At 48.2% G+C, this 12,801-nt stretch carries 8 protein-coding genes, 2 tRNA genes and 3 rRNA genes; 3 read left to right on the plus strand and 10 right to left on the minus strand.

The features are described 5' to 3' along the window. Nucleotides 1–9 precede the first annotated feature (9 nt). Together AC0KH7_RS09330 and AC0KH7_RS09335 are read right to left on the minus strand one after the other, a co-directional pair. Entirely contained in the window at nucleotides 10–1,353 is a 1,344-nt protein-coding gene (locus AC0KH7_RS09330; RefSeq protein ID WP_472372811.1) for an efflux RND transporter periplasmic adaptor subunit, read from the minus strand. Between the two features lie 102 nt (nucleotides 1,354–1,455). Beyond that, the gene (locus AC0KH7_RS09335) at nucleotides 1,456–1,881 is read right to left on the minus strand and encodes a hypothetical protein (protein ID WP_472372813.1); all 426 of its coding nucleotides are present in this window, start codon (nucleotides 1,879–1,881) and stop codon (nucleotides 1,456–1,458) included. 171 nt (nucleotides 1,882–2,052) lie between these two features. On the opposite strand from AC0KH7_RS09335, the gene AC0KH7_RS09340 reads away from it, so the two are divergent. After that, on the plus strand, nucleotides 2,053–2,214 hold the full coding sequence (locus AC0KH7_RS09340) for a hypothetical protein (RefSeq protein WP_472372815.1): 162 nt from the start codon (nucleotides 2,053–2,055) through the stop codon (nucleotides 2,212–2,214). On the opposite strand, the gene AC0KH7_RS09345 is transcribed toward AC0KH7_RS09340, so the two are convergent. After that, entirely contained in the window at nucleotides 2,207–2,764 is a 558-nt protein-coding gene (locus AC0KH7_RS09345) for a DJ-1 family glyoxalase III (RefSeq protein ID WP_472372817.1), read from the minus strand. The genes AC0KH7_RS09340 and AC0KH7_RS09345 overlap by 8 nt on opposite strands. Before the next feature lie 6 nt (nucleotides 2,765–2,770). Further along, on the minus strand, nucleotides 2,771–4,099 hold the full coding sequence (locus tag AC0KH7_RS09350) for a S41 family peptidase (protein ID WP_472373795.1): 1,329 nt from the start codon (nucleotides 4,097–4,099) through the stop codon (nucleotides 2,771–2,773). Nucleotides 4,100–4,301: 202 nt separating this feature from the next. Here AC0KH7_RS09350 and AC0KH7_RS09355 point away from each other — a divergent pair, with 202 nt between their 5' ends. Beyond that, a complete protein-coding gene (locus AC0KH7_RS09355; protein WP_472372819.1) occupies nucleotides 4,302–4,610 on the plus strand; it encodes an ArsR/SmtB family transcription factor in 309 nt (102 codons plus the stop codon). A gap of 22 nt (nucleotides 4,611–4,632) precedes the next feature. Here AC0KH7_RS09355 and AC0KH7_RS09360 read toward each other — a convergent pair whose 3' ends face one another. Beyond that, entirely contained in the window at nucleotides 4,633–5,427 is a 795-nt protein-coding gene (locus tag AC0KH7_RS09360; protein ID WP_472372821.1) for a putative metalloprotease CJM1_0395 family protein, read from the minus strand. 170 nt (nucleotides 5,428–5,597) lie between these two features. On the opposite strand from AC0KH7_RS09360, the gene AC0KH7_RS09365 reads away from it, so the two are divergent. Continuing rightward, complete coding sequence (locus tag AC0KH7_RS09365; RefSeq protein ID WP_472372823.1) at nucleotides 5,598–6,458, plus strand: HDOD domain-containing protein; 861 nt, start codon at nucleotides 5,598–5,600, stop codon at nucleotides 6,456–6,458. Nucleotides 6,459–6,635: 177 nt separating this feature from the next. Here the strand turns inward: AC0KH7_RS09365 and rrf are convergent. From rrf to AC0KH7_RS09390, 5 genes are all read right to left on the minus strand, one after another. After that, nucleotides 6,636–6,750, minus strand: a 5S ribosomal RNA gene (rrf, locus tag AC0KH7_RS09370). Nucleotides 6,751–6,944: 194 nt separating this feature from the next. Further along, nucleotides 6,945–9,800 (minus strand): 23S ribosomal RNA (locus AC0KH7_RS09375). Between the two features lie 432 nt (nucleotides 9,801–10,232). After that, a tRNA-Ala gene (locus tag AC0KH7_RS09380) sits at nucleotides 10,233–10,308 on the minus strand. Nucleotides 10,309–10,553: 245 nt separating this feature from the next. Next, nucleotides 10,554–10,630, minus strand: a tRNA-Ile gene (locus tag AC0KH7_RS09385). 78 nt (nucleotides 10,631–10,708) lie between these two features. Continuing rightward, a 16S ribosomal RNA gene (locus AC0KH7_RS09390) occupies nucleotides 10,709–12,252 on the minus strand. Together the 16S, 23S and 5S rRNA genes with 2 tRNA genes alongside form the textbook arrangement of a ribosomal RNA operon. Nucleotides 12,253–12,801 lie beyond the last annotated feature (549 nt).

The raw sequence follows: 12,801 nt of genomic DNA on the forward strand, positions 1-12,801 counted from the left end.
AACCACCTCCTAATGCGCATGCGCGTGGTTAGCCGCACCGGAATCCGATGAGCCGGCCATGCGTTTGAGGTTGGACTGGATCTGACTTTCCGAATCGATCAGGAACTGACCGGACGTGACAATACGTTCCCCGGCTTTCAAGCCCGACAACACTTCCACCCAATTACGGGTTTCCATGCCGGTGACGATTTCCGCCACCCGGAAACCGCCGTTGGGTTGTTCCACCACCACGCGTGACTGAGTGCCGTCCTGAATCACCGCTTCCATCGGGATGGCCAGCACCGAATGCTTCGGCCCACCGTAGATGGTGACGTCCACTAGCATATTCGGTTTGAAGCGCTGTTCGTCCGCATTTTGCAACGGAATACGCACTTTCAGGGCTTGCAAAACCGGGTCGGCCGTCGGATACAAATAATCAATCCGGCTTTCCCAGGTTTGGCCGGGATACGCATCGGTGGCCACTTCAACCGTGAGTCCTTGTTTTACCCAGGCCTGCTGTAAAGGCAGGACTTCCGCCTCAACCCAAACGCTGTTCAAACCAATCAGACTCATCAACTCGGTCTGCGGCTGGATGTACATGCCATTTTGCACCGCCATTTCGCTCACGTAACCGCTTTGCGGTGCATACACTGGAATTTGCTCCATCACCTGACGCTTACGTTGCAAAACCTGAACGGTCTGATCGTCGACCCCCAGCAGCGATAACCGGACCCGTGCCGATTCGACAATCGATTGAGCGCTGTTACCCAGTTTGCGCTGGCTTTGCAAAGCTTGTAGAAAATCCTGTTGCGCCGACACGATTTCCGGCGAGTAAAGGCGGTATAACAAAGCACCTTTCTTAACGAAATCACCATTACTGCGAACGCTCAAGTCGCTGATCCACCCCGAAGCACGCGGGTGGATGTGAACCACTTGCGTTTCATCCGGCACCACCTTCCCGAAGGTTTCAATGTATTTCCAAAGAGTGGTTCGTTGGACTTCCGCGGTTCGGACCGCAAACGTTTGCCGCAAGGAACCGTCAGCGGAAGCGCCACCTTGTACATGGACTTCCGGCGCCGATTCGGACGCGTCAAACAATTGTTTGACCAGTGCCATGCCACAGATGGGACAAGTCCCCTCATGATCCCGAACAATTTGTGGGTGCATAGGACAGACGTATTTATACACCGCTGTATCGGTGTGCTGAGTATCCGAAGCATTTGCTTCGATAGAAGGGGGTTCAGTTGAAGCGCCCGCCTCATGCGGATGGGCTTCCTGAGCCATATCCGGCAAATCGGCGGCGAAAGCCGAACAACCGGACAAAGAAAGCCAAAGCGCCAGGCCTAGCCATAAAAAACGTGTAAAAGACATCATCTTAAAATCCTTTAATTGGTCTGGGTTCAGGCCGATCAGCTGATAATCGAATCCATACCGTCTGCACGGAGCACAACGATATCGGTCAAGCGTCAGAGGAGTTTAAGCGTGTTTTGGAGGGCGTTTTTCCAGCGTCAGTTCTGCAGAAATAAACGAAAAATCGGAAGGTTCGACGGTTTTAACAACCATTGGGGCCACTCGAATGGCCATGGTTTGAATCACCCCGAAAGAATGCCCAGTAATATGACAGGTCACACCACAATCGCATTGATCGCCACACATCGGGCAACCGGCGGACGCCATGGTGTGGTCACAACAATCGTGGCCGGTGGTTTGTGTGGAATGGGATGCCATGTGATGATCCGTCTTATGCGTGGAATGTACAGCATGATTCATTCCCGTCATTTCATCGCAACAAGCGTGTGCGGGAGCTTCGCTCGACATCGTATGCGCAGGCACAGCCGCGCCGGCCACTTGCAGTTGACCGAATAAAAACGCGATGATTAAAAACACATAAGACAGTTTCATGATTTCGAGTCTAATGAAACTTCGATGCGATTACAAATAAATATTTTTGTGTTTTAATAAGTAAAATCGATTTTTAGCGACTCAGATGAACTGTCAACGACGATCAACCCAAACCCGCCAGGCCTGGTGAAAAGTCGATTCACTAGCAATTCAATGAAGAGTGTTTAGAAAATGGGAAGCGACAAACAGCCACAGGATGAACAGGCGTTGAAAACTTTGCTGAACCAGATTCGTTCCGACCCCAAAGCCGGTCAAACCACACAGTTGACGGACGAACAGGCCAAGCAATTGGCCTTGCGCATCAAAAAACTGTTACGCCAACACCTCAACTGAGCTGAAGACCCTTCTCGACCTCAGTTCGCTTGTCTTGGCCAAATAAATTTTCAATCAACGTCAGTGCAAACGGGATGGCCGTTCCCGGTCCTTTCGACGTGACAATCTGTCCGTCCTGAACCACCGCCTCATTCACAAACGTCATGTTGTTTGCCGGTTGGTTCTCAATCACACCGGGAAAGCTGGTGGCTTTTTTACCATCCAACAGGCCGGCCGAGACCAATACCTTCGGCGCGGCACAAATGGCCGCGGACAATCCGCCTTGCAGGACCGTTTTCCGCAACATGTGATGCAAACGCGCATCCCCATTCAAGTGATTCGCACCCGGCAGACCGCCAGGCAAAGCAATTACATCAAACCTATCCGATTCGACATCGGCCAAAGTGGTTTGTGCGACCAACTGCACGCCGCGACTGGCGGTAATGGTTCGGTTCTCGTCCAAGCTGACCGTCACCACTTCCGCCCCGGCACGCGTTAACAAATCGATAATGGTGACGGCTTCAAGTTCTTCACAACCTTGTGCCAACGGAACCAGTACTCGCTTTGTCATAGACCCTCACTGTTTCATTTGCTGTGTGAAATACATCCCTTTCAGCAAGCCCAAGGCTTCATGCAATTCGTAGTCGTTCGACAGCAACTCGTCCAAGGCTTTCTGAGAAGCTTTTTGTTCTTTGGTCAGTTTTTTGTTGGACTTCTCACCTTCATGCTCACCGTCCAGGTGGCCACTCAAATCTTTTTCTTTGATGCGGGTGAAGTCCGGCGCTTGCAACTTTTCCACTTTTACTTGATCGATTTCAATGTCCGGTTTAATACCTTCCGCTTGAATCGAGCGGCCGGATGGCGTGTAGTAACGCGCCGTGGTGACTTTAATCGCTCCGCCGTTGTTCAAAGGAATCAACGTTTGAACAGACCCTTTACCAAAGCTGGTCCGTCCAGCAATGAGAGCGCGTTTTTGATCCTGCAATGCACCGGAAACGATTTCTGAGGCAGAAGCCGACCCTTCGTTAATCAACACCACAATCGGCTTGCCTTTCATCAAATCGCCCGCTTCGGCTTCAAATTTCATTTCCGAATTCTTAACTCGACCTTTGGTATACACAATCAAGCCATCATTCAAAAACGCATCCGAAACTTCAACCGCTGCTCGTAAGACGCCACCCGGATTGTTACGCAAATCCAATACCAAGCCGTTCAATGGCCCTTTATTTTCTTTTTCCAGTTTTTCAATGGCTTTCACCAGGTCTTCGCCGGTACGCAATTGAAATTGACTGATACGAACATAGCCCATGCCGTCGTTCAGCAATTGTTCTTTGACACTTTTGACCTTGATGATGGCGCGGGTCAACTCTTTCACAATCGGTTTGTCTGCGCCTTTACGCACAATCGTCAGGGTGATTTTCGACCCTGGCTTCCCACGCATGATTTTGACGGCGTCCGCCAGGGATTTCCCTTTCACCGGGTGATCGTCCAGCTTGATAATCAAGTCGCCGGCTTTGACGCCCGCTTCTTGGGCCGGTGTATCGTCGATCGGGGAAATGACTTTGACAAAACCATCTTCCATACCGACTTCCATGCCAAGCCCGCCAAACTCACCGGTCGTGTGCTCTTCCATTTTCTTGTAATTCTTAGGCGGCAGATAAGCCGAGTGCGGGTCGAGGCTTGACAGCATGCCGCTGATGGCCCCTTCCAGTAATTTCTGATTTTTTACCGGCTCCACATAGTCGGTCGAGATACGATCAAATACTTCAACAAACGAACGTAATTCTTCAAGAGGTAGAACCGCTTGGGGCGTTGAATCCTGCGTGGCTTTCTTTTCATTTTCGCCATCCGCCCAGACACTGGTACCAACAACGACAGAGGCCCCCAGGACGGCGCCATAAAACATCCAAAAACTTTTTTTCACCCAAGTTATTTTCACTCTTTACTCCAGAATGTTCATTTTTGTATTCAAAAGTGCTGCTAAAAAATTAATTTACTTCATTATAAGTGAAGTTTAAGTGACATTAGAGAACTATTTAATTAGAATTACAGACATCTACACATTTAAACATATTCTGACAAAATAACAATTAAGCGGTGACAAAGGAATGGAAGAAATTAACCCGTTAGCGATAAAAGAAGAAAATATCGAAAAGGCCTCCAAAGCGCTCAAAGCCATGGGGCATCCTCTAAGACTCAAGATTTTATGTGTACTTGGAGACAATGAACTTCCCGTCATGGACATCGTATCAAAAGTCGGAACCACTCAAAGCAACATCTCTCAACACATTGATATTTTAAGAGAAAAAGAAATCATCACTTCTCGCCGCGATGGCAGCAAGATTCTGTGCAAAGTTCGAGACCCACAAATTTTGAACCTACTGGAAGCCATGCAACAAACATTCTGCCCGGTTTAAGAACGCTGATTTAAGCACCCTTTTAGCTCGCCTGCCCCATCAGGCGAATTTCAAATTGATTACGCTCACTCGCCGCTGACGCCAAAAGAGAGTTTCCAGGCGTGCGGCCCATCTCCAAACGGTCAGCATCTTGTGACGCCACAAGCAATGGATTACTTTGTGAATTAGTTTCTGGGCGATCGGTCATTTCAGAGCCTTCCGGCCGCTCCGTCTCGCGATTTTCACCTGTGCGCTCTTGTTGATTTTGCTGTGCAATTTCAGCGCGGGCCTGTGCCGCCATCTGAGTCGCTTGCGCGGCCACTTTTAAATCCTGCGAAGAAGGTTCAGCCGGCGCCAGTGCCGCCGCACGAACTTGCTGAGCTTTGGACAAAGTGGCTTCCGGATCACCTGAAACCGGGCTGGTATCAATTCCCACTTCCCCGCCAATGGCATAACGGCGACCATCCGGTCCTGTTTGATATGAATAAGAAGCACCACCTGTCACATGGCGCCCGCCTGCGGCTAAGTGCGCCTGTTCGTGTGCTTTCACCTCTCTGTCACGGGATTTAAGCTCGGTAATAACACGCTGAACTTCCTGCTGAGTTTGTTGTTCGGACATGGATCGCTTGTCCGGCTGCGCACTGAGGGAGCGATTTTCAGAATCGCCCTTTTGGGAATTTTTGTCTTGGCTATCGGAAGGATCATTTTGAGAGGTCGAGGTTGATTTCGGAACCTGGATGGACTTGGATGGAATGGACGCCAGTGCATCCATCGGCGGCTGTGAAGCAACCGATACCATGCTGTATAAAGCAGAGTTTGACGTCGCTGCAATATCCATTTATCCACCCGATACCAATCATATAGGCTTAGTATAGCATCATCTTTTAAATTAAAAAATAGCAAAAACAAATGCTTAAACTTAAACCCATATCCAAAATGGCAATGAACACTTGGTACTGAACGCAAATGGTTGTAAAATTTATTTACTCCATTTAAAGCGAAGCCACTATGCAACAAGCTCTGAAGGTCGCCGCCGACATTTTGGCCAGACAGCACACCCCAAGTATTCCATTAGAACTATTAGAACTGAAATCCGAACTCAATAAAAAATACCCAAATACGGTTACGGTCGCCCAATTAATCAGCCATAACCCTGAATTATTGGCCAATTTTTTAAACCTAGCCAACACCAATTTGACTCAGGAAAAAAGTCCCATTATGGATGCCAAAGTTGCGGTGAATCTACTGGGGCTAGACGAAATTTATAACCTGTTCCTGTCATCTGTATTGAGTCATATTCTCGCAGAAGACAACTATGAAAGATCCATTCTTCAGCATGGCGCTAAAACAGGACTTGCCGCGGCTGAAATGTCTTACTGGGTATTCGATGTATCCCGAACAGAAGCCTATATTGCCGGTCTCATGCAAAACATCGGCGCCATTTATCTTTACCGGCAGCACCCCGACTCCTATCCGGAAATATTTGACGCACAGCTTGCAAACCCTGTTTCCGGCTTTCAAAACGAATTAGAACGTTATCAGACCAGCCACGTCCATATTGGCGGCCTATTAGGTAAAAAATGGCAAATAAACGCTTTAATTTATAAGGCACTACTCTTTCATCACGACATGGATTTTGGCATTAAAACCGTCAGGAACTCTCAAATAAAACACCTTACAGCCCTCACCATACTCAGCAATTACATCGTCAGTGTCTGCGAGGACGACCATTTCATTACTCAAGAGTTAAAAGATTATCGAGACAGTGCTAAGCCCATACTGGACTTACCAGATAATGCCTACAACTCAGCCATGGCCGCGGTCAACAAATGGGGTAACAGTTCAGGCCTAGTCTCCGCCAGCCACTAGCCTGGTTTCAATCTAGACCCTAAAGCCGCTTTTTACCAGGCCTGGTCGTTTTACCACTTCAGACCACCAACAGTGGATACAGAGATAACAACAAGGATGGCGGGAATGAAGAAGATAAATGTTAAAAATTCCAGGCAAAAAAAAACCCATCATAAAGATGGGTTTTCAGGAATATAAGCTTGGGGATGACCTACTCTCACATGGGACCTCCCACACTACCATCGGCGCTAAGACGTTTCACTTCTGAGTTCGGAAAGGGATCAGGTGGTTCCATCTCGCTATGGTCCCCAAGCAATCGGGTTATGTAAGCTGTTCTTTCAAACAACTCACTGAATTTGGAAAAATCTCTTAAGCGTGCAGTTATTTAGTTGCTTAGCACTTTAGTAAGCGCCGTCACAATGTTCTTAAAGCGTTCTTTATCTACTCAAGCTCAAACATGTCTTTGCGTCACTTTCAGTCATGACTTCAAAGTTACTTTTGAGTTGTATAGTTAAGCCTCACGGGTAATTAGTACTGGTTAGCTTCATCCATTACTGAACTTCCACACCCAGCCTATCAACGTCATAGTCTTTAACGGCCCTTCAGAAGACTTAAAGTCTAGGGAGAACTTATCTCGAGGCAGGTTTCCCACTTAGATGCTTTCAGCGGTTATCCTTTCCGAACATAGCTACCCGGCAATGCCACTGGCGTGACAACCGGAACACCAGAGGTTCGTCCACTCCGGTCCTCTCGTACTAGGAGCAGCCCCTCTCAATTCTCCAACGCCCACGGCAGATAGGGACCGAACTGTCTCACGACGTTCTAAACCCAGCTCGCGTACCACTTTAAATGGCGAACAGCCATACCCTTGGGACCGACTTCAGCCCCAGGATGTGATGAGCCGACATCGAGGTGCCAAACACCGCCGTCGATATGAACTCTTGGGCGGTATCAGCCTGTTATCCCCGGAGTACCTTTTATCCGTTGAGCGATGGCCCTTCCACACAGAACCACCGGATCACTAGAACCTGCTTTCGCACCTGCTCGACGTGTCTGTCTCGCAGTCAATCACCCTTTTACTCTTGCGCTCATTGCACGATGTCCGACCGTGCTGAGGGTAACTTCGCGCTCCTCCGTTACACTTTAGGAGGAGACCGCCCCAGTCAAACTACCCACCATACACTGTCCCTGAGCAGGATTCACTGCCCTAGGTTAGAACCTCAATAATATCAGGGTGGTATTTCAAGGATGGCTCCACAATGACTGGCGTCACTGCTTCAAAGCCTCCCACCTATCCTACACAGATAGTATCAAAGTCCAGTGCAAAGCTGTAGTAAAGGTTCACGGGGTCTTTCCGTCTAGCCGCGGGTACGCAGCATCTTAACTGCGAGTTCAATTTCGCTGAGTCTCGGGTGGAGACAGTGTGGCCATCATTACGCCATTCGTGCAGGTCGGAACTTACCCGACAAGGAATTTCGCTACCTTAGGACCGTTATAGTTACGGCCGCCGTTTACCGGGGCTTCGATCAAGAGCTTCGCCTAAGCTAACCCCATCAATTAACCTTCCGGCACCGGGCAGGCGTCACACCGTATACGTCATCTTTCGATTTTGCACAGTGCTATGTTTTTAGTAAACAGTTGCAGCCACCTGGTCTCTGCAACCCCCAATAGCTTACGCAGTAAATGCTTCACCATCAGGGGCACACCTTCTCCCGAAGTTACGGTGTCATTTTGCCTAGTTCCTTCACCCGAGTTCTCTCAAGCGCCTTGGAATTCTCATCCTGACCACCTGTGTTGGTTTGGGGTACGATTCTTTATGACCTGAAGCTTAGAAGCTTTTCTTGGAAGCATGGCATTAACCACTTCGTCCAAAAGAGGACTCGTCATCAGTTCTCAGCATTAAGATCCCGGATTTACCTAAGATCTCTGCCTACTACCTTAAACTTACAACCATCAGTAAGCTGGCCTAGCCTTCTCCGTCCCTCCATCGCAGTCATAAAAAGTGCAGGAATATTAACCTGCTTCCCATCGACTACGCCTCTCGGCCTCGTCTTAGGGGTCGACTAACCCTACGTCGATTAACGTTGCGTAGGAAACCTTGGTCTTTCGGCGAGGGAGCTTTTCACTCCCTTTATCGCTACTCATGTCAGCATTCGCACTCGTGATACCTCCAGGATACTTTACAATACCCCTTCGCAGGCTTACACGACGCTCCTCTACCATGCCTTACGGCATCCACAGCTTCGGTACACTACTTAGCCCCGTTAAATCTTCGGCGCAGGCCGACTCGATCAGTGAGCTATTACGCTTTCTTTAAAGGATGGCTGCTTCTAAGCCAACCTCCTGACTGTCTGAGCCTTCCCACATCCTTTCCCACTGAGTAGTGTTTAGGGACCTTAGCTGGTGGTCTGGGTTGTTTCCCTCTTGACTACGGACGTTAGCACCCGCAGTCTGTCTCCCATGATTGCACTTGCTGGTATTCGGAGTTTGCAATGGGCTGCTAAGCCTTGACGGCCCGCTAGACCATAACAGTGCTCTACCCCCAGCAGTGAGACATGAGGCTCTACCTAAATAGATTTCGAGGAGAACCAGCTATCTCCGGGCTTGATTAGCCTTTCACTCCGATCCACAGCTCATCCCCGCATTTTTCAACATACGTGGGTTCGGTCCTCCAGTACCTGTTACGGCACCTTCAACCTGGCCATGGATAGATCGCCCGGTTTCGGGTCTACGCCATGCTACTAATCGCCCATTTAAGACTCGGTTTCCCTACGGCTCCCTTATTCAGTTAACCTTGCAACATAACGTAAGTCGCTGACCCATTATACAAAAGGTACGCAGTCACCCCGAAGGGCTCCTACTGCTTGTACGTACACGGTTTCAGGTTCTATTTCACTCCCCTTCAGGGGTTCTTTTCGCCTTTCCCTCACGGTACTGGTTCACTATCGGTCGGTAGAGAGTATTTAGCCTTGGAGGGTGGTCCCCCCATGTTCAGACAGAATTTCACGTGTTCCGTCCTACTCGAATAACACTTAATAAGATTTCGCATACAGGACTATCACCTTGTATCGTCACACTTTCCAGAGTGTTCTGCTATCTTAATAAATGCTTTAGGGCTGGTCCCCGTTCGCTCGCCGCTACTTGGGGAATCTCGATTGATTTCTTTTCCTCCGGGTACTTAGATGTTTCAGTTCTCCGGGTTAGCCTCCCACAAGGGGATATCCATAAAGGATGGGTTTTCCCATTCGGAAATCCTCGGATCAAAGCTTGTTTACTAGCTCCCCGAGGCTTATCGCAAGTTACTACGTCCTTCGTCGCCTTCTACCGCCTAGGCATCCACCGTGTACGCTTAGTCACTTAACTATACAACTCAAAAATAACCTTGACCTTTTGTGTTGATTCATCGTTTTTTAAATTCATAAAAAACCATGTCTCAATCAAAGCCTATTTCGTTGCCATGACTAAAAGTTTTACGCTGACATGTTCTCGCTTGAGTTTGTATCATCACACTTGCGTGTGTTTGAACTCTTTAAGATACATTGTTACCTTGGCATTCAAACCGTTGGAGTGGTTTGAATGTCAATCATACAGAATATGTCGGTATTCTGTATGTTCTAACTACTTGTCGGGCGTTATTTAAAAATAACACTCAACAATTACTTAGAGATTTTTCCTAATTGTTAAAGATCTTTTTCGCTTGGCCTTTCGGCGTTTGCTTTTCAGTCTATTGTCACCAATACGACTGTGAATAACCTCTGCTTTGTCTTTTAAAGCAAAACCTATTCACAGGTGTAGTGGTGGAGCTATGCGGGATCGAACCGCAGACCTCCTGCGTGCAAGGCAGGCGCTCTCCCAGCTGAGCTATAGCCCCTTATAGCGTCGATATTTTGCCTTATACTTCGTTACTTTCGCGCATCGCTTGGTCACTTACTACTGTAAGCTCCCGGCGCTCTTTGCTCAAGTGCCTCGTCTAAGCCTAAAATCTCTTGCTCTAAGCTTGTGTTAATTAGGATTGCCTTCCCTAATAAGTTTTTAATTTTGTTCTAATCAAGGCAAATATTTGCGAAGCTTATTAACAATAAGCGAGTAAACATTTAACGCAGAGTAGGACAAAATTGGTGGGTCTGGGTGGATTTGAACCACCGACCTCACCCTTATCAGGGGTGCGCTCTAACCAACTGAGCTACAGACCCAGGTCGTTCTCGTTTTTCTCAGTAATTCAGAGACAATTTATGTGAAAGCTAGCTTAGGCTCGTGGCCGTCTTTGTCTTAAAGGAGGTGATCCAGCCCCAGCTTCCGCTAGGGCTACCTTGTTACGACTTCACCCCAGTCATGAATCACAAAGTGGTGAGCGCCCTCCCGAAGGTTAGACTACCCACTTCTTTTGCAACCCACTCCCATGGTGTGACGGGCGGTGTGTACAAGGCCCGGGAACGTATTCACCGTGACATTCTGATTCACGATTACTAGCGATTCCGACTTCACGGAGTCGAGTTGCAGACTCCGATCCGGACTACGAAGGGTTTTATGAGATTCGCGCACTGTCGCCAGTTGGCTGCTCTTTGTACCCTCCATTGTAGCACGTGTGTAGCCCATCCCATAAGGGCCATGATGACTTGACGTCGTCCCCGCCTTCCTCCGGTTTATCACCGGCAGTCTCTTTAGAGTTCTCAACTAAATGGTAGCAACTAAAGATAAGGGTTGCGCTCGTTGCGGGACTTAACCCAACATCTCACGACACGAGCTGACGACAGCCATGCAGCACCTGTCACTGCGTTCCCGAAGGCACCAATCTATCTCTAGAAAGTTCGCAGGATGTCAAGGGATGGTAAGGTTCTTCGCGTTGCATCGAATTAAACCACATGCTCCACCGCTTGTGCGGGCCCCCGTCAATTCCTTTGAGTTTTAATCTTGCGACCGTACTCCCCAGGCGGTCAACTTAGTGCGTTAGCTACGCTACTAACCTTTTTAATAAGGCCAACAGCTAGTTGACATCGTTTACGGCTTGGACTACCGGGGTATCTAATCCCGTTCGCTACCCAAGCTTTCGCACCTCAGCGTCAGTTTTAGGCCAGGAAGTCGCCTTCGCCACTGATGTTCCTCCTGATATCTACGCATTTCACTGCTACACCAGGAATTCCACTTCCCTCTCCTAAACTCTAGATTGCCAGTATCGGATGCAATTCCTAGGTTGAGCCCAGGGCTTTCACAACCGACTTAACAGTCCGCCTACGCGCGCTTTACGCCCAGTAATTCCGAATAACGCTTGCACCCTCTGTATTACCGCGGCTGCTGGCACAGAGTTAGCCGGTGCTTCTTCTAAAGTTAACGTCACAGTTAGCTGTTATTAGCAACTAACCTTTCCTCACAATTGAAAGTGCTTTACAACCCTCGGGCCTTCTTCACACACGCGGCATGGCTGCATCAAGGTTTCCCTCATTGTGCAATATTCCCCACTGCTGCCTCCCGTAGGAGTCTGGGCCGTGTCTCAGTCCCAGTGTGGCTGATCATCCTCTCAAACCAGCTATAGATCGTTGCCTTGGTAGGCCTTTACCCCACCAACTAGCTAATCTAACGCGGGCTCATCCTTTAGCGATAGCTTACAAGTAGAGGCCACCTTTACTCCGTAGAGCATATTCGGTATTAGCATACGTTTCCATATGTTGTCCCCAACTAAAGGGTAGATTCCCACGCGTTACTCACCCGTCCGCCACTCGACGCCTGAAGAGCAAGCTCTTCATCGTTTCCGTTCGACTTGCATGTGTTAGGCCTGCCGCCAGCGTTCATTCTGAGCCAGGATCAAACTCTTCAGTTTAATCTTTTTACTCGATTTTTTTGTGTGCTTGTCTGCACGTATTAAACACTCGAAATTAACAGGTACATGTTTCACATAAATGTGATTAACCATATACATAGTTGTCGAGATATTTATTTTTGGACAGCTACTTACCTAAGTAACTTCCACATAAATTATCTCTGAATTACCTGATTTTTAAAGAACTCTTGGTCTTGCTTTTCCTTAACTCAGTGCGCTGCACCCTGTCTCGGTAAGCCGCGTATTATAGGCGCTTGATTTTGTTTCCGTCAAGCTTTTTTTACGCTTTTTTTCTTTCCCGCTTCGGCCTTTATCAACTTCGTTTCCGTTGTCGTTTTTGGCGTCTCCGTGAAAGAGATGCGTATTCTATAGCCTCTCCAATTTTTTGCAATAGCTTTTTGCAGTTTTTTGACATTTTTTTATCACTTTTTTAAAACTCGCACCAAATCCAGTGAATTTCAGGATTTTATCCAAAAAGTTATCCACAGGATGTCATTGTTTTGTGTAAAACGATACAATCCTGTCACATGACATTTAATCCATACTATA

The organism is Hydrogenovibrio sp., assembly GCF_965140365.1.
Classification (GTDB): domain Bacteria; phylum Pseudomonadota; class Gammaproteobacteria; order Thiomicrospirales; family Thiomicrospiraceae; genus Hydrogenovibrio.

What these genes read in the sequence shown, in the direction of transcription:
- AC0KH7_RS09355 (WP_472372819.1), top strand. Translation starts at nt 4,302, where the DNA reads ATGGAAGAAATTAACCCGTTAGCGATAAAAGAAGAAAATATCGAAAAG.
- AC0KH7_RS09360 (WP_472372821.1), bottom strand. Translation starts at nt 5,427, where the DNA reads ATGGATATTGCAGCGACGTCAAACTCTGCTTTATACAGCATGGTATCG.
- AC0KH7_RS09350 (WP_472373795.1), bottom strand. Translation starts at nt 4,099, where the DNA reads ATGTTTTATGGCGCCGTCCTGGGGGCCTCTGTCGTTGTTGGTACCAGT.
- AC0KH7_RS09365 (WP_472372823.1), top strand. Translation starts at nt 5,598, where the DNA reads ATGCAACAAGCTCTGAAGGTCGCCGCCGACATTTTGGCCAGACAGCAC.
- AC0KH7_RS09345 (WP_472372817.1), bottom strand. Translation starts at nt 2,764, where the DNA reads ATGACAAAGCGAGTACTGGTTCCGTTGGCACAAGGTTGTGAAGAACTT.
- AC0KH7_RS09330 (WP_472372811.1), bottom strand. Translation starts at nt 1,353, where the DNA reads ATGATGTCTTTTACACGTTTTTTATGGCTAGGCCTGGCGCTTTGGCTT.
- AC0KH7_RS09340 (WP_472372815.1), top strand. Translation starts at nt 2,053, where the DNA reads ATGGGAAGCGACAAACAGCCACAGGATGAACAGGCGTTGAAAACTTTG.
- AC0KH7_RS09335 (WP_472372813.1), bottom strand. Translation starts at nt 1,881, where the DNA reads ATGAAACTGTCTTATGTGTTTTTAATCATCGCGTTTTTATTCGGTCAA.